The 16,770-nt window shown below is 46.1% G+C and carries 14 protein-coding genes and 2 pseudogenes; 1 reads left to right on the plus strand and 15 read right to left on the minus strand.

Annotated features, from left to right (window positions below; translation table 11 throughout):
- Positions 1-3 precede the first annotated feature (3 nt).
- The 13 genes and pseudogenes from atpD to OCV70_RS19560 all read right to left on the minus strand — a co-directional run.
- Positions 4-1,407, minus strand: a complete 1,404-nt coding sequence (gene atpD / locus OCV70_RS02615; RefSeq protein WP_021925142.1) for a F0F1 ATP synthase subunit beta — start codon at positions 1,405-1,407, stop codon at positions 4-6.
- A 235-nt stretch (positions 1,408-1,642) separates the two neighbouring features.
- Positions 1,643-2,497, minus strand: a complete 855-nt coding sequence (gene atpG, locus OCV70_RS02620) for an ATP synthase F1 subunit gamma (protein ID WP_117851241.1) — start codon at positions 2,495-2,497, stop codon at positions 1,643-1,645.
- A gap of 22 nt (positions 2,498-2,519) precedes the next feature.
- Positions 2,520-4,049: a F0F1 ATP synthase subunit alpha gene (gene atpA, locus OCV70_RS02625; RefSeq protein WP_021925143.1), complete on the minus strand. Its 1,530-nt coding sequence runs from the start codon at positions 4,047-4,049 to the stop codon at positions 2,520-2,522.
- 15 nt (positions 4,050-4,064) lie between these two features.
- On the minus strand, positions 4,065-4,604 hold the full coding sequence (gene atpH / locus OCV70_RS02630) for an ATP synthase F1 subunit delta (protein WP_021925144.1): 540 nt from the start codon (positions 4,602-4,604) through the stop codon (positions 4,065-4,067).
- Positions 4,601-5,104 (minus strand): F0F1 ATP synthase subunit B, encoded by a 504-nt coding sequence (atpF, locus tag OCV70_RS02635; protein WP_021925145.1) that lies wholly within the window; start codon positions 5,102-5,104, stop codon positions 4,601-4,603. Before atpF ends, atpH begins: the two co-directional genes overlap by 4 nt.
- A 37-nt stretch (positions 5,105-5,141) precedes the next feature.
- Positions 5,142-5,420, minus strand: coding sequence for an ATP synthase F0 subunit C (gene atpE / locus OCV70_RS02640; RefSeq protein WP_021925146.1), 279 nt, complete (start codon positions 5,418-5,420; stop codon positions 5,142-5,144).
- Positions 5,421-5,492: 72 nt separating this feature from the next.
- Positions 5,493-6,251: a F0F1 ATP synthase subunit A gene (locus OCV70_RS02645; RefSeq protein WP_021925147.1), complete on the minus strand. Its 759-nt coding sequence runs from the start codon at positions 6,249-6,251 to the stop codon at positions 5,493-5,495.
- 65 nt (positions 6,252-6,316) lie between these two features.
- Entirely contained in the window at positions 6,317-6,742 is a 426-nt protein-coding gene (locus OCV70_RS02650; RefSeq protein WP_021925148.1) for an ATP synthase subunit I, read from the minus strand.
- A 13-nt stretch (positions 6,743-6,755) separates the two neighbouring features.
- Positions 6,756-7,019 (minus strand): AtpZ/AtpI family protein, encoded by a 264-nt coding sequence (locus tag OCV70_RS02655; protein WP_021925149.1) that lies wholly within the window; start codon positions 7,017-7,019, stop codon positions 6,756-6,758.
- Positions 7,020-7,422: 403 nt separating this feature from the next.
- Entirely contained in the window at positions 7,423-8,523 is a 1,101-nt protein-coding gene (locus OCV70_RS02660; RefSeq protein WP_021925150.1) for a substrate-binding domain-containing protein, read from the minus strand.
- Positions 8,524-8,658: 135 nt separating this feature from the next.
- Positions 8,659-9,438 (minus strand): RluA family pseudouridine synthase, encoded by a 780-nt coding sequence (locus OCV70_RS02665; RefSeq protein ID WP_021925151.1) that lies wholly within the window; start codon positions 9,436-9,438, stop codon positions 8,659-8,661.
- 57 nt (positions 9,439-9,495) lie between these two features.
- Positions 9,496-11,943, minus strand: coding sequence for a DUF7657 domain-containing protein (locus OCV70_RS02670; RefSeq protein ID WP_173765651.1), 2,448 nt, complete (start codon positions 11,941-11,943; stop codon positions 9,496-9,498).
- Positions 11,940-12,053, minus strand: a pseudogene (locus tag OCV70_RS19560) (DUF6783 domain-containing protein); the annotation flags it as partial. The gene OCV70_RS02670 and the pseudogene OCV70_RS19560, both read right to left, overlap by 4 nt.
- Between OCV70_RS19560 and OCV70_RS19565 the strand changes: the two are divergent.
- Positions 12,003-12,176 (plus strand): annotated as a pseudogene (locus OCV70_RS19565) (DUF6783 domain-containing protein). The pseudogenes OCV70_RS19560 and OCV70_RS19565 overlap by 51 nt on opposite strands.
- Here the strand turns inward: OCV70_RS19565 and OCV70_RS02675 are convergent.
- Positions 12,140-13,084, minus strand: a complete 945-nt coding sequence (locus OCV70_RS02675; protein WP_021925153.1) for a glycosyltransferase family 2 protein — start codon at positions 13,082-13,084, stop codon at positions 12,140-12,142. The pseudogene OCV70_RS19565 and the gene OCV70_RS02675 overlap by 37 nt on opposite strands.
- Before the next feature lie 1,227 nt (positions 13,085-14,311).
- Positions 14,312-16,570, minus strand: coding sequence for a hydratase (locus OCV70_RS02680; RefSeq protein WP_173765649.1), 2,259 nt, complete (start codon positions 16,568-16,570; stop codon positions 14,312-14,314).
- Positions 16,571-16,770: the final 200 nt, after the last annotated feature.

The raw sequence follows: 16,770 nt of genomic DNA on the forward strand, positions 1-16,770 counted from the left end.
CCTTTACTGGTTCTGGTTATTTTTTGCTTTCTCGAAAACATCATCAATAGTTCCGGTAAACAGGAAGCAGCTCTCAGGAATGCTGTCGCACTCACCATTCAGGATCATCTTGAATCCGCGGAGAGTCTCTTTGAGCGGAACATACTGTCCCGGCATACCGGTAAACTGCTCTGCTACGGAGAAGCTCTGTGACAGGAAACGCTGTACCTTACGTGCACGGCTTACGGTCAGCTTATCCTCCTCAGAAAGCTCATCCATACCCATGATTGCGATAATATCCTGCAGTTCCTTATAACGCTGCAGAACTCTCTGTACCGCACGGGCAATTTCATAATGCTCCTGTCCAACAACCTCCGGTGAAAGGATACGGCTTGTGGAATCAAGCGGATCCACTGCCGGATAAATACCCTGGCTGGCAATCTCACGGGAAAGTACGGTGGTTGCATCCAGATGGGTAAATGTGGTAGCCGGAGCCGGGTCAGTTAAGTCGTCAGCCGGCACATAAACAGCCTGTACAGATGTAATGGAACCCTTTCTGGTAGAAGTAATACGCTCTTGAAGAGCCCCCATCTCAGTAGCCAGTGTAGGCTGATATCCTACTGCGGAAGGCATACGTCCAAGAAGTGCGGAAACCTCTGAACCAGCCTGTGTAAAACGGAAAATATTATCAATGAAAAGAAGCACATCCTGATTCTTCACATCACGGAAATACTCTGCCATCGTCAGTCCGGAAAGACCAACACGCATACGTGCTCCCGGCGGCTCGTTCATCTGTCCGTAAACTAATGCGGTCTTATCGATAACGCCGCTCTCCTTCATTTCGTTATAAAGGTCATTACCCTCACGGGTACGCTCTCCAACACCTGTAAATACGGAAAGTCCGCCATGTGCTGTGGCAACATTGTGGATCAGCTCCATAATCAGAACTGTTTTGCCAACACCAGCACCTCCGAACAGACCGATCTTACCGCCCTTTGCGTAAGGACAGATCAGGTCAACAACCTTGATTCCAGTCTCCAGGATTTCGGTAGCCGGCATCTGCTCTTCATAGGAAGGTGCCGGACGGTGGATGGCCCAGTGCTCCTTGGTCTCTGGTGCTGGAAGGTTATCTACCGGATCGCCCAGAAGATTAAATACTCTTCCCAGGCACTCTTCTCCAACCGGAACCTTGATCGGCTCTCCGGTGTCCACAGCCTTGGTTCCCCTTACCAGACCGTCAGTGGAATTCATGGCAATGCAGCGCACTGTATTATCCCCGATCTGCTGGGCAACCTCTGCGGTGAGCTTGGTGCCTTCATGATCAATTTCGATGGCATTGAGAAGTGCAGGCAGTTCATCATGTCCGAACCGGATATCCAGTACCGGACCGATTACCTGCACAACCTCGCCAATGTGTTTTTCGCTCATTTAGCAGTCTCCTTATATCATATACTATGAAAGTCCCAGACGGCAGCCAAGAATAAGCCATGCTCCGCATGAGCGAATTCTTGGATATCGGATGGGCTAGACCGTATGAGTAAGTAGGGCGACTGCCCGGATTACGAATGCGGTCGGCAGCTGTGGGAGCGCTCAGCGCGGAACAGCTGACTTTCATATATGGTGATGTCGCCGGCAGGCGACATGTCCTTTTTATGCGGCCGGATCAGACTCCTTCCGCACCTCCAACAATCTCTGTGATCTCCTGCGTGATGCTTGCCTGACGTGCCCGGTTGTAATGCAGATTCAGCTTCTCGATCATTTCCTCGGCATTGTTTGTGGCAGCCTCCATGGCAGTACGTCTTGCAGCCAGCTCACTGGCAACGCTCTCGCACACAGCGCCATAGATCAGTCCGGCCAGATACTCCGGAACAATGGCTTCAAATACCTCAGATGCATCCGGCTCATACAGGATCAGATTCCGGATGTCCTTCGTATCGTTCTCCCCTGTCAGGTCATCCAAAGGCAGTACCGGAATGGCATCCGGCTGCTGAGAAAGCATGGAAACAAATTTGGTATAGCAAAGATCAATATGTCCAAACTCCCCGTTCTTAAATTCCCCACAGAGCAGATTCGCCATCTCAAAGCAGTCTGCCACGGAAATATCCGCGATCTCACTGAAGCTTTCTGTAACACAGGCAAATCCATTGCGCTTCGAATACTCCACAGCCTTTTTCCCAATGGGAAGGACTACAAAATCCTGGTCCTTAGAGGCTGCTTCCAGACATTTAAACAGGTTGGTATTATATCCGCCAGCCAGACCCCTGTCTCCGGCGATCAGCACATAACAGCGCTTCTCATTCACGGCTTCCTTTACATACACAGAGGTAAAATCTGTATTGCTCTGGGCAATATCCGCCAGAGTCTTGTGCATGGTCTCAAAATAAGGCCGGCATACTTCAGCCCTTTCCTTGGCTTTACGCAGTTTGGAGGATGCTACAAGTTCCATTGCCTTGGTAATCTGCATGGTGCTCTGCACACTTTTGATACGCAGCTTTACCGCTTTCATGTTTGCAGCCATAAAGTTTCCTCCTCGTCACAATTTATTTCTCAGGTCTTGTATTTACAAAATTCTCAGTATACTGTTCCAGGGCAGCTTTCAGCTTGGCCTCTGTCTCAGCTGACAAAGCTCCGGTGGAACGGATCTCCTGCATGGCAGCTGCGCCCTGCGGGTCACTGTCGATCCAGGTATAAAGTCCGGTCTCGTAGCTTCTTACATCCTCTGTCGCCACCTTGGAAAGGATTCCCTTGGTAACTGCATAAAGAATCGCTACCTGCTTCTCAACCGGAACCGGAGCATTCTGATTCTGCTTCAGAACCTCCACAATTCTCGCACCCTGCTCAAGACGCGCCTTGGTATCTGCATCCAGGTCAGATCCAAACTGGGCAAAGCTCTGCAGTTCACGGTACTGGGAATAAATCAGCTTCAGGGTACCGGCAACCTTCTTCATTGCCTTGATCTGGGCATTTCCACCAACTCGTGATACGGAAATACCAGGGTTTACAGCCGGCATAACGCCTGAATGGAACAGCTCTGTCTCCAGGAAGATCTGTCCGTCTGTAATGGAAATAACGTTGGTGGGAATATATGCGGAAACGTCTCCTGCCTGCGTCTCGATAATCGGGAGGGCAGTAAGGGAACCGCCGCCGTGTGCCTCGTCCAGTCTTGCGGCACGCTCCAGAAGTCTGGAATGAAGATAGAAAACATCTCCAGGGTATGCCTCACGTCCCGGCGGACGGCGGATCAGCAGGGAAAGTGCACGGTAGGCAACCGCATGCTTGCTCAGATCATCATAAATGATGAGAACGTCTTTTCCCTTATGCATAAAATACTCGCCCATTGCACATCCGGAATAAGGTGCAATGTACTGCAGCGGGCTTGCCTCAGAAGCAGTAGCCGCAACAACAATGGTGTAATCCATAGCGCCGTTTCTGCTAAGTGTTTCAACCATGGAAGATACGGTGGAACGCTTCTGTCCAATGGCAACGTAGATACAGATCACATCCTTGCCCTTCTGGTTGATGATGGTATCTGCTGCCAGAGTGGTCTTACCAGTCTGACGGTCACCGATGATCAGCTCACGCTGTCCTCTACCAATGGGAACCATGGAATCAATTGCCTTGATGCCTGTCTGCAGAGGCTGGTTTACGCCCTGTCTCTCACAGATGCCAGGAGCCGGGCTCTCAATTGCCCTGTACTCGCTTGTTGCTACAGGTCCTGCACCGTCAATCGGCTGTCCAAGGGCATTTACAACTCGCCCGATCATAGCCTCTCCAACCGGAACGGATACAACCTTTCCGGTGCGCTTTACGGTCTGACCTTCGCCAATACCGGAATCATCACCAAATAATACGATAGACACACTGTTCTCTTCCAGATTCTGTGCCATTCCGAAGCTGCCATCTTCGAACTCAAGGAGCTCGCCTGCCATACAGTTGATCAGGCCGCTTGCTCTGGCAATTCCATCGCCTACCATGAGAACTGTACCAGTCTCATTCTGTTTGATGGCGTTATCGTAATATTTGATCTGACTGCGGATGACTTTTGAAATTTCTTCAGGTTTAAGCTGCATTTTCTCTATCCATCCTTATACTATAAGCTCGTTTAATTTCCTGGAAAGACCATCCAGACGGCTCTTTACAGTTCCGTCCAGCTGTTTTCCCTCCAGCTCCACACGAAGACCGGCAAGCACTGTGGGGTCTGTCTTCTGGGTAAGAGTCACGGTCTTGCCGCTTAGCTTCTCCAGCTTGTCCTTCAGCGCCTTCATCTGCTCCTCTGTCAGGGCAACCGCACTGGTCACCACTGCAGTGGCAATGTTGTGGTCCACGTTATACCGCCGTGTAAATTCTTCGCAGCATCCTGCATACTCTCCAAGGATCCCGCGCTCACACAGCAGCTTCAGAAAATTCACAAGATACCGTTCTGCCTCCTGACCAAATGCAGTTTCCAGAAGCTTCGTCCGCTCCTCCTTGGGAATGGACGGCTCTGACAGCAGCCTTACATAGTCGGGATTCTCCCCGAAAAGCTGCCGGATGGTCTGCATCTGCTCCATCACAGTATCGGTGATCTTCTCTTCGGCAGCAAGGTCATACATGCTGCCGCCATATAATCTGGCAATCTGCGTCATGATGCCTCACCTACATTCGAAATAAACTCATCGATCAGTTTCGCGTGATCCTCTTCCTTGATCTCACGCTCGATCACCTTGCCGGCAATCTCCATTGCCATGCCGCCAATCTCATTCTTTACTTCATTGACAGCCTTGCGCTTCTCCTGGGCAATATCGCTCTCTGCCTTCTCCTTCATGGCCCGCGCCTCCTGGGCTGCGGTCTTAAGGATCTCCTCGCTCTGGAGTGAAGCTGTCTTCTGTGCCTCTGTCACAATGCTGCTTGCCTTCTCTTTGGCCTGCTGCATATTCTGCTCATACTCTGTCTTCATGGCGATTGCCTCTTCCTTGGCCTTCTGGGCATCCTGGATCTGGGCATCTGCCATTTCTCTTCTTTTTTGAAGCATTTCATTGACAGGCTTAAACAGAAATCTCTTCACCAGATACATCTGGATAAAAAGGTTGCAGATCTGTGCAACAAACGTCCACGGCACAATTCCTACAAGTTCCTGTACCTGCATCTTCTAACCTCCTGTGGTAATTACCATTCACATCCTATTATCCAAGGAATCTCATGAAGGTACCAGGTGCAACGAAGATCAGAAGCAGACCAGTTACGAAACCGTAAATACCTGTGGTCTCTGCGATAGCACATCCAAGAAGCATGGTAGATGTAACCTCACTTCTGCACTCAGGCTGACGTCCGATTGCTTCCAGAGCCTTCGCAACTGCGTTACCTTCTCCAATACCAGGTCCGATACCAGCGATCAGTGCAAGACCAGCACCAATTGCACAACCTGCCAGCGCGATACCTTTTGCCAATACTGTAAAATCCATAGTCAAATCCTCCTGTTATTTATGATTTCTCTTATTTTTGTTCTGCAAAAATCTTTGTCTTTCTGGCGGACATTATTCTTCTGCTGCATTGGCAATGTACATAACTGTCAGCATACAGAAAATAAATGCCTGCATGATTCCGGAAAACCAGTCAAAATAGACGGACAGGATGGCCGGAATACCAACATCCAGGAATGGAATCTTCGACAATACACTGCCTACAATACCTGGAATCAGTCCGAACAGCTTAGAGCTTGCCAGCGCTAACGCTGCGTAGATCAGACCGTTGATAACTACACCGGAAAGGATATTTCCGAAATGTCGGCATGCCATACTGATGGGCGTTGCAAGTTCGGAAAGAATATTAAACGGTGTCATAATCTTGATCGGGGTTGTAAAGCCCTTCAGATATCCGCCAAATCCGTTGGTCTTGATCTTCTGTGCCGTGATCATGGTAAATACCACAATTGCCCATGCGGCTTCTGTGGAAAGATCTGCCGTAGGGCTTCGAAGCCCGATCAGGCTGATCAGGTTGGATACCACGCTTGTAGCAAATAAAGCCGCCACAAAGGGAATCATGCAGCTGAATTTCTCGCCCATATTTCCGATTACAAACTTGTTGGCTGTCTCTACCAGAAGCTCGGCAACTGCCTGCCGTTTGGATATCTTTTCCACCTTCAGGTCATGGGTCAGCCAGATGCACAGTCCTGTGATCAGAAGCATGACCACCCAGCTTACCAACAGCGTTTCCGTGATCTGGAATTTCCCCAGTATGGGAATGTCAAAGGGGAACGTATAGAATATCCTGCCACCGGTTATTTCTATGTCCATGTACTCTCACCTCCTGTCATTTTTAAATTTGTAAAAATCTTTCTTATACAATTATCTGCGCTGCTTCATGCCTTCTGCTTACCGCCCAGGATTCCCACAGTCTTGATCACAATGTTTGGAAAAAGAAGGGGAAGAAGCCCGGCCACGAACTGAAAGCACGGAGCAGCAATTGCAAGAACTCCCCAGAGAAGCTGAAACATCATTCTCTGGCTGTAGCTTGTCTTCATCTTCATGGCAGCCTGCTTATCGTCTTCCATGGAAACCACCTTCTGTACGGTCATTCCCATCAGGAAAAAATTCAGCACTGCCACGATCCCGCCGATCAGTCCGGCCAAGATCACTGTATAATCAAACGGAATCTTCTGGGGCATAACTGCGTGTCCGATTCCAAATACAGCCCACATCAGAGCTACACAAATAAATGTACCAATGGCAACCTTCTTCGTCTCTTTCTTCACTGCGGGCTGCACATTTGCAAACATACTGCTCATATTAGTCTCCCTTCTAATGATGTCGGTTAAATGAAACTTTATTCTTCTTTTTCTCTTTTCTCTGATGGCTGGTTACGGACAGGTACAGCTTATATGCTACTGTAAAGGATCCTCCCAGACCAAAAAAGAAGCCGGGAAGAAATACCCATTCCCCGATTCCCAGATGGGCCGTCAGCCACCAGCAGATCAAAAGGCACAGAAGCAATGGAGTGATAAAGGACAGTCCAAACTGACTGAGCATTGTCAGATTCCTGATTATATCTCCCCACTTTTTCATAAAAACCTCCTGCTTAAAGTCTCATTTTATAGACAGATTTTAACACACTCCCGTGTGAATGGCAACTTTATTTGTGAAAATTGTTTAAAAATCAACTTGTATTTTTTGTCATATCGTCAATTTTTTCACACTTCAAAAAGTAACTATATGCTAGCAAATTTATTTGTTTTTGTCGCTATACAATCCTTCAGAATTGACTAAAATTCAGACAGACCCTGTGATTTTGTCTAAAATTTGTCAGAAATTTTTCTGCGGTGCTTCCGAATTTCTCCGGAAATATAAAAAAACTGCCTTGTAACAGCATTCCCATTCTCTGGTAAAATCATGCTATACAAAGCAGTTTCTCTTTCGTAAGTTCTGTGTTCTTATGTGAATTCTATATTTTGTCTGCGGCTCCTGTCAGTCAGTTGGAATACAGATACGCGCTGTTGGCAGGATCGTCAATATTGGAGGCATCGATCCAGGCCGGATCAATGCGCAGGTTTCTGGTGATCTCCACGCTCTTATTCGGCGCTGTGGTCAAAAGTGCAGTCCAGATTGTCTGATAGCCGATTGCATATGGCTGCTGGGAGACAACGCCCACTTCCTTGCTGTTTCGGATGGCTTCCTGCTGCTTGGCTGTGGCATCTACGCCTACCATCACAACCGGATCCTGAGTTTCATCCTTCGGCATATCCAGATAAAGGTCGGAAATATCTGCATTGGTACAGAAAACGCCCTCCAGCTGCGGATTCTTTTCCAGCACTTCCTGCATAGCAGCAGTCATGTCGTCTACCTGATCCTGATATACAATCTCAACCACATCAATATCCGGATAGTTCTCCATATAGCTGGTAAAGCCTTCTACGCGCTCCTGGATGCTCTGAGTCTTCTCCTGTGCAGAAAATACCGCAACCTTGCCCATCTTGCCGATCGCCACTGCAAGCCTGTATGCAGCGATCTCGCCTACACGTTTATTATCGGTTCCGCGAAAAGCACGAACCATCTTGCTGTCACTTACGCTGGAATCAAATGCCACAACCGGGATTCCGTTCTCTTTGGCGGATTCAAGCTGTGCCTGAAGAGAATTGGTATCGCTTGCGGAAATACACAGCACATCTGGATTCTCGGCGATAACGGCATCCAGGGTATTCACCTGGCTGGACACATCCTTCTCATCACTGGCTCCTTCAAAGGTCATAGTGATCTGTTCATCTTTTCCAAAGCCGTATGCCTCATTTACATCCTCCACAGCCTGTTCCATTCCCTGTCTCACAAGGCTCCAGTAGGAACCGCTTGTACTCTTGCTTACCACCGCAATGCGGGCTCCCGGCTGAATTTCCACGGAGGCATCGATTTCGGGAATAACCGGGTCCTCTTCCTCCTGCGCTTCCTGTGACGTCTCTGCAGTCTGTATGTCTGCAACCAAAGGTTCTATTACTTTCTCAACTTCTTCTTTTTTACATCCGTTCAAAGTGCATAATACAGTCAGAAGAACAGCAGGTATCACTGCTACTTTTCTCATTTTGTCCACTCCTTATATCTCTAAAACATCTGTCTTTTTATAAAAGCAACTTAAATTGCCTGGTTAACCTTATTTTAATCTTGCTTTTACATTATACACGTTTTCCGTCTGCCGTCCATAGTTTTCATTATTTTTTCATATTTTGAAGCCGTCAAATGCGGGAGACTGGGGTGTTGTCTGGAATTTCATCACCTTTCCGAATGCCGGATGGGTGAAGGTCAGGCTGGCTGCACATAGGGCCAGCCCCCCGGTTCCAATAGGGATTCCGGTGTCTGAGCCGTATTTGCGGTCCCCTGCCAGGGGCATTCCTGCATGCGCCATCTGCACCCGGATCTGGTGATGGCGTCCGGTGTCCAGGTGAATGCGCAGCAGCCATTTGGGCTTTCCGCTGATCTTATCCTGTGTTTCGTCCAGCACTTCGTAAGAAAGTCTGGCCTTTTTGGCACCGGGAGTACCAGGGGAAACTACGGAGGAGGTGTTGGTTTTTCCATCTTTTTTCAGATAGTCTTCCAAAATCTTTGGTTCATGCTTTTTTCCTGACCTGGTCTCATCTGAATCTGCTTCCGTGCTCCTTGCTGTCTCACTTTTTTCATATTCAGCAGGTCTTCCAAAGGTTACTGCCAGGTAGATTTTTTCCATTTTTCCAGCGGTAATCTGTGCGCTTAAATTCCTGGCTGCCTTAGGATTCCTGGCGAATACCAGAACGCCCTCCACCGGCTGATCCAGCCTGTGAACCACCGCCAGATAAGGAATCTGTCTCCCATTCCCGGCTGATGCCAGGTAATTCTTCAGGCCGCTTTCCAGATCCATCGCCCCAATCCTGGCATTCTGCACCGCAATCCCGGCAGGCTTGCGGCATACGATGATGTCTTTATCTTCAAAAAGAATGTATTTCTCTGCGTTTGCCTCCAGCACTTTATACGCTCCTCTTCTTAATACTTATGACATTTCTATTTTCCAGAGCCATAAATATTATGCAATTTTATAAATCGTAAAGTTATTGGCTTCTCCAACCTGTTCAAGTCCTGTGGTATCTTCCATATCCTGCAGGCTTAAAACATAGGTTACGCCAAGCTCTTTCAGCTTCTCTGCTGTTACTTCTACTTTCAGTACATCCGCTGCTCCAAGTCCCACCTTGGTTTCGTCACCGATCTCTACGCTCACATGTGCGTAGCGGTTCCAGTACTGATCCTGGTCACTGAGTCCCAAATCTTCCCAGAGCTTCTCATCCGGATAGGTTGCCACGGAATTTAATGTTTTCGCCCCCACAACGGTAGGAAGATTTTCATACATAAATGCGTCTCCGGTAACTACCCACATACCTTCTTCCTGGGAATTCAATTTCTCAATCTGCTGTACCACAGGAAGCTTATAAACGTTGTCAAGGCCGCTGCATACCGGATTGACAAGACCGCCGCCCACCAGGTTTACAGAAATCATAAGAACTGCAAACGCCATCTGGTATTCCTTTTTTTCAAAGTGAAGCAACAGCAGGGTAACTCCAATTACGGAAATCAAAATGATCACTTTAAATGCAGGCGTGATGGATGCTGTGTTTCCCCAGTATGACATGATGGCAGTCACAATTGCAACTGGAAGAAACAGCTTGAAATTTGCGGCTGTTTTTTCCGATGCTGCCAGGCTTCTGAGAAGCAGAATAATATTCAGGAGACCAATGGCATTATACAGACGATAAGATGCATGTCCAAGAAGAGACAGCTTTATAATAAGGTCCGGCATTCTGAACAGGAAAAACAGGATCAGAAATGCATTGAATACATTTAAAACGATCAGCCAGAGATCTTTCTTTTTGCTTTTCACTAACGCAATCAGAGAAAGAACCATGCCAAGTGGGAACAGACTGATGAAATCCGACTCTTCGCAAGGGTTGCCTGTATCTCCAAATGACCACAGCCAGGAACTCCAGCTCTTGAAGAGCCTGTCAAAATCGCCCATAGATCCGGCATAGGTACGGGCCCCCGGATATACGGTATTCATTTCTGCCGTAATTGTGTCCATAGAAGTACTGAAAATATAAACCATGCTCACAGCCAGCACCAGAATTCCGGCACCCCAAAGCAGTACATCCTGTTTCTTTATGTGGATCCGCTTTCGGTCCTCCAGGATCATGGCCAGCGCACATGCAAGGAAAACGAAAAACAGTGGGATCATCCACGCCGGATATAAGGTCATGATATAGCCGCCTGCACAGATCACCAGGCCCACAACCATAATGCATTTTCTTTTCAGGGAATCCGTGCGTACATAATAATAAAGAATGATCAGCGCCAGCTGTCCAAAGATCAGCATTTCTACCAGTTCGTTAATGGAAAACCACCACTGCACCACCGGTGCAAAGCTGATCATAAACGCGTATACGGTGGAAAGCATCCGCTTATCTTTTGTAAAAATACGGCCAAACTCAAAGGATACCAGAAAACAAATCACAAGTCTTGAAGACCAGTAAAATGCCAGTCCACGTTCTGCACCAAACAGGATATATCCCATAGAAAACGGGCGGAACAATGTAGTCAGGTTCAGCACCGGCTGACCATATACAATAAACATATCGGAAGGTGTATATCCCCACACATCTGAAAACCAGTGGAATCCTGATTTCACCTGTGACAGTGCCATCTCTGTAAACACTACATATTCATCTGTCCGAATGCTTCTGGAGGTTCCCCATACTCTGGAAACGTCCCTTCCGGTCAAAAGTTCCCCAAGGACTCCAATGGAGGAACCATGCAGCTTCAAAATCGTACAAAAGGCAATTACGATTGCGCCGATCACCCAGCGGTAACGAAATGCCATTTCACAAAATCTGCCAAAATCCTGTGCTGCCAGAAACAGAAGAAAAATTCCTATAAAATACAGGAAGATCCGAAGGCCTGACAGATTCGCAAAGCTGTGCTTCAGATAGGTCAGCGTATGCGGGTTTAAGCAAAGTTCATCAAAAACGTAAGAATCCCCTTCTTGATCCCCGATGTCGACTCTCAGAGATTCCACTTCTCCATTGATCGCGGAAGTAACAAATCTCTGATTTTCATAATAAGAAAATTCCACACTCTTTTCTTCTGAGAATTCTTCGCCTGAAGCGGCATAATAAACACGGACATCCAACACAGAGGATGACAGACTCTTTAAGCCCAGCTGAAAGGAACTTACACTTTGGTTAATATCTTTAAAAATCAGCTGCGGGTCCTCCCCTGCAGCTGTTACTTTTCCATCTTTGATCTCACAGTTGACCAGTTCCGCATCTTTCATGGACAAAGTCAGCTGCTGGTTTGAATTCCCATGTGCACCCAAAAGTGAATGATAATCCAGGTTCATCATAAATTCTGCAAGAACAGCAAGTGCTACTGCATACAAGATATATTTCAGCAGTGTCCTGCCATTTTTCATTGTTTCTTCTTTCATTTTCTTCTCCCCAGGCTAGAGCGTGTTTGAAAAAGGCTTTCTGCAAGATGTGCGTCACAATTTGTGGGAGATTTTACCCGGATGAGGGCGTCGTAGCGGGCTACGACAACCGAATTCGGGTGAAATCTCCCGCAAAGTGAGGCGTGCAGATTGCGGGAATGATTTTTCAAACAGGCTCTAAATCGTGTCTGCAAAATCAATTTTTCTTTTCTGCCTCCAGTTTCCTTGCATAGCAGTCGTGCAGCTGCATTTCAAAATCCTGACGGTTCTTGCGGTACATGGTCTGCAGGATCAGGCCAGCAAAAAAGGACTGGATGGATGCCAGTGCCACAAAGCCACAGACGATCAGAGTTGGGAAATTCGGCACCATTCCTGTATCTGCGTATGTGATCCACACCGGAATGAAAAATCCAATGGCCAGCACCATAAGGATCGCAGCCACGGTTCCAAAGAACGCAAGAGGACGATAAGTCTGGAAAAGGCGCACAATAGTTCCGATTACTTTGATACCGTCTGAATAGGTATTCAGCTTGGACACACTTCCTTCCGGGCGGTCTCTGTAATCAATTACCACATTCTCCACAAACATGTTTTTGTCAATGGCATGAATGCTCATTTCTGTCTCAATCTCAAATCCCTTGGACAATACCGGGAATGTTTTTACAAACCGATAGCTGAACGCACGGTATCCGGTCATAATGTCCTTAATATCATTTTTGAAAAATGTATTGATTCCCCATCTTACAATGGAATTTCCAAAATTGTGAAATGGGCGTTTATTTTCCTCAAAATAGGTGGAGGAAAGGCGGTCTCCTACAACCATGTCCACATTTCTCTCCAGCACTTTATCTGCCATCTCTCTTGCAGATTCTGCCGGATAGGTATCATCTCCGTCTACCATAAGATAGCACTCTGCATCTACTTCCTGGAACATTCTTCGTATTACATTGCCTTTTCCCTGGTAATATTCATGACGGACAACTGCACCGGCTTTCGCTGCGATTTCGGCAGTTCCGTCTGTAGAATTGTTGTCATACACATAGATCACTGCTTCCGGCAGTACTCTCTTAAAATCTGTCACTACTTTTTCGATTGTTTTCCCCTCGTTATAACAGGGAACCAATACTGCTATTTTATCCATAACTTCTCCTGTAATTTAATTATAATTTTCCGTTTGGGTATGCGGTATTTTTCTTGTTAATTCTTAGTTATCTTACTATATCCGCTCCTGTTTCGCAAGCCGGAAATCCCCCACTTCTAAGTTTCCCTGCAAAATATCTTTATTTTTCCTTACAGACAAAAAGGTCGGTCATCACTTGTACTTGCGTTTCAAATGATGACCGACCTAAAACTCTTCAGTATTCAATGGTCTTTTCCTCGTTTTTCAAAATTAATTGTCAACGTGGTCTGTATTCAGTTGTTCTATATTCAGTTGCCTGTTTTTATTTAAAATATCTTCTCTTATTTCCTGCTCATAAACGATATGATTTTTATCATTCGGTTTATTTAGAAGTTTCATAGATTTAAATTATAATTTCACGGATTATAATTCTTTTCCAGAAATACCGGATATACTTCTCATGCTCTGAATCATTCTTATAAACAATTTCAAACTTAAATATGTTAAATCCAAAACCACTTACCGGTCCATTGCTCTCTTATAAAAGAAAAGTATGAGCGGAAGTTCCTGATGTATTTCTGATCAGAATATCGATTGTGATATTCTGCTAATGCAAAGCTTCGATTCATATTCTAATGGATCAATATGGATCTCAAGATATCGTTCTTATCTGTGATAAGGGTTATATCCTTCAGAAAATGTTTCTTTACACAAGTTCTGAATCTTTGTATTAGGGGTGGACAGTTGTTCAATATAAGTAATCGCTTCTATATTACCTTGGATACGGTTCTTAGTATCAACTTGATCAAGTGATATCTAAAAGATTGTTTACACGTTATTCGTATCAGGTCTTCTTGCAGGAAATGCGATTCCTGTCTCTCTTATATTGATGGGGTGAAATTCTATGTTCCCATTGGAATCACTAAGCTCCTTTCTGCTTGTATCTTATTTGCCTTCAGATCTTTGATTTAGATCTTTTTGTTTTTCTTTTGTTTTCTTTTGATGGTCTTATATTACCATGGCTTTCCACATTTGTCAACACTTTTTTAAATATTTTTAAATTAATTCTGTTTTATTTTTTATAATCGTTTTTATATCTGTTATTTGTTTTAATATTTATAATTATTCTGAATATTTATAAAAAGCATGTAACTGCAAAAGGGGGCAAAAAGGGCAGCTCTGTCACTGCTGTAACAGAACTGCCCATGGACCAGAAAGGAACCTAAATAAGGGTTCCTTCCCTGCGTTTTATTTTCTGTTGTAATTGATCAGACAGCCTTTGAGGATGATTTCTCTCTCATCATCTGTCAGCTCGCCAAGTGTTACGGTAAACGGAACCATCTTGTCTTCTTTTACGGTATATCCGGTAATGCTGTCTGCTTTCTCCTCAACTGCCTTGCGGATTCCCGGGAAGAACAGGTAGTCGCCGTTTGCAAATGGAAGATTGCCTGCCGGAATGAGGAATGGAAGCATGCCCCAGTTGATCAGGTTGGAACGGTAACGCTTGGTTGCATACTCATTGGCAATGTTTGCCCAACCGCCAAGTACCTTCTGGCAGGAAGCAGCCTGCTCACGGGCGGAACCATCTCCTGGCTTCACGGCAAAGATTGTACTTCCGATGCCCAGATTACCTTTACCTACCTGCGGATATTCTTTCTGTACTATCTCCATAACCGGTTTCAATTCCGGAAGTACATCCAGAGGACATTCTCCATTCTCTATAGCGTGCTCTGCTTTCTGAACCTCTTTGGCACGTCCTACATAAGCCGGGTCTTTTCTGGAAAGAGTGAACTCAGCAAGTCCCAGAGGATTGGAACGATAGGAGGATGTCTCACCGGAAGGAATCAGCTCATCTGTGGTAGTTACCGGATCATGAATCTCGGATACAACCTTCAGCACCAGATTCTCTGCAAGTGCAGGCATCTTCGGCCAGTCCTTGATGTTCGGTCCAAACTGAATCTCAACAGACGGATCAGCTACACCCTTGCTGTCAAATACGCGGTTTGCATAAATATTCTTATCGAAGAAATACTTCTGTCCTCTGTACTCGCCTGTGAAGTTCTCAGCAGAGGTCAAGAAGCCCTTGTTCGCTGCAGTGGCTGCAATGGAACGTGCATCCATAAGTGCAACGGAAGAAATCTGACCGTTCTGGATTTTGGAGCCTTCACGGTTCGGGAAGTTTCTTGTAGTGTGACGGATACTGAATGCATTATTTGCAGGAGTATCACCAGCGCCAAAGCAAGGTCCGCAGAATGCAGTTTTTACAACTGCACCTGTCTCAAGAAGATCTGCCAGAACACCGTTTTTAGCCAGCTCCATATAAATCGGTGTGCTTGCCGGATAAACACTTAAGGTGAATGCATCTGCACCGATGCTGGTGCCGCGGAGAATATCAGCTGCTGCACAGATATTCTCAAATCCGCCGCCTGCGCATCCTGCAATGATTCCCTGATCTACATAAAGCTTGCCGTCTATTACTTTATTTCTCAATGTGAACGGAACCTTACCGTCCAGGCTGATCTGTGCCTTCTTCTCAACATCTGCGAGAATATCGTCCAGATTTGCATTCAGTTCATCAATTGTATATGTATTGCTTGGATGGAACGGCATTGCGATCATTGGCTTGATCTCACTAAGGTCGATTTCCACGCAGCCATCATAATATGCAACATTGCCTGGCTTCAGCTCCTTATAGCCTTCTGCTCTGCCGTGGATCTCGTAGAATTCCTGAATCTTCTCATCAGTCTGCCAAATAGAGGAAAGACAGGTAGTCTCTGTAGTCATAACGTCCACGCCGATACGGAAATCTGCGCTTAAGCTTGCAACACCAGGTCCTACGAACTCCATAACTTTATTCTTCACATAGCCATTTCCAAAAACCTTGCCGATAATAGCAAGCGCAACGTCCTGCGGTCCAACCCCCGGGCGTGGTGTGCCTTTCAGATAAATGGCTACAACACCTGGCATGTTAATGTCATAGGTCTGGGAAAGAAGCTGCTTTACAAGCTCCGGTCCGCCCTCGCCCATGGCCATGGTTCCCAGTGCACCATAACGGGTATGGCTGTCTGAGCCAAGGATCATCTTACCGCACTCAGCGAGCATTTCACGGGCAAACTGATGGATAACAGCCTGATGAGGCGGAACATAAACACCGCCGTATTTCTTCGCACAGGTAAGACCAAACATATGGTCATCTTCATTAATAGTTCCGCCTACTGCGCAAAGAGAGTTATGACAGTTGGTGAGAACGTAAGGAACCGGGAAACGCTCCAGTCCGGAAGCTCGTGCAGTCTGGATGATTCCTACAAAGGTAATATCATGAGATGTCAGCTTGTCAAATTTAATCTGAAGCTTGTCCATATTACCTGAGGTATTATGGGCACTTAAAATGGAATACGCAATGGTATTTCTGGCTGCTTCTTCCTGGGAAACCGGAAGCTGTGCCTTGGCTGCAGGAATAATTTCCTGTCCATTATTAAGATACACGCCTGTATCATATAATTTCATAATAAAGCTCCTCCTAATGTGAATATGATTGATAGATGACGAATATTACCGTAATTATAGTAGATTTCTCACCAAGAATCAAGCACAAACACTTTAGTACGCTAAAAAGTATTTCTGCAGCTCTTACTTTCCGGTTGCAACTTGTGTAAATCAATGTTATGGTAATAACTATTAATTGCAAAACAAATAGGAGGTGTTCC

The sequence above is a fragment of the Blautia acetigignens genome (assembly GCF_025566865.1).
GTDB lineage: Bacteria > Bacillota > Clostridia > Lachnospirales > Lachnospiraceae > Blautia_A > Blautia_A acetigignens.

Bases quoted from the DNA above. Each gene is read 5' to 3' on its own strand.
- atpA (WP_021925143.1), bottom strand. From the start codon at position 4,049: ATGCAGCTTAAACCTGAAGAAATTTCAAAAGTCATCCGCAGTCAGATC.
- atpH (WP_021925144.1), bottom strand. From the start codon at position 4,604: ATGACGCAGATTGCCAGATTATATGGCGGCAGCATGTATGACCTTGCT.
- OCV70_RS02670 (WP_173765651.1), bottom strand. From the start codon at position 11,943: ATGAAAGAAGAAACAATGAAAAATGGCAGGACACTGCTGAAATATATC.
- atpG (WP_117851241.1), bottom strand. From the start codon at position 2,497: ATGGCTGCAAACATGAAAGCGGTAAAGCTGCGTATCAAAAGTGTGCAG.
- OCV70_RS02655 (WP_021925149.1), bottom strand. From the start codon at position 7,019: ATGAAAAAGTGGGGAGATATAATCAGGAATCTGACAATGCTCAGTCAG.
- atpE (WP_021925146.1), bottom strand. From the start codon at position 5,420: ATGGATTTTACAGTATTGGCAAAAGGTATCGCGCTGGCAGGTTGTGCA.
- OCV70_RS02660 (WP_021925150.1), bottom strand. From the start codon at position 8,523: ATGAGAAAAGTAGCAGTGATACCTGCTGTTCTTCTGACTGTATTATGC.
- OCV70_RS02645 (WP_021925147.1), bottom strand. From the start codon at position 6,251: ATGGACATAGAAATAACCGGTGGCAGGATATTCTATACGTTCCCCTTT.
- atpF (WP_021925145.1), bottom strand. From the start codon at position 5,104: ATGCAGGTACAGGAACTTGTAGGAATTGTGCCGTGGACGTTTGTTGCA.
- OCV70_RS02680 (WP_173765649.1), bottom strand. From the start codon at position 16,570: ATGAAATTATATGATACAGGCGTGTATCTTAATAATGGACAGGAAATT.
- OCV70_RS02675 (WP_021925153.1), bottom strand. From the start codon at position 13,084: ATGGATAAAATAGCAGTATTGGTTCCCTGTTATAACGAGGGGAAAACA.
- OCV70_RS02650 (WP_021925148.1), bottom strand. From the start codon at position 6,742: ATGAGCAGTATGTTTGCAAATGTGCAGCCCGCAGTGAAGAAAGAGACG.
- atpD (WP_021925142.1), bottom strand. From the start codon at position 1,407: ATGAGCGAAAAACACATTGGCGAGGTTGTGCAGGTAATCGGTCCGGTA.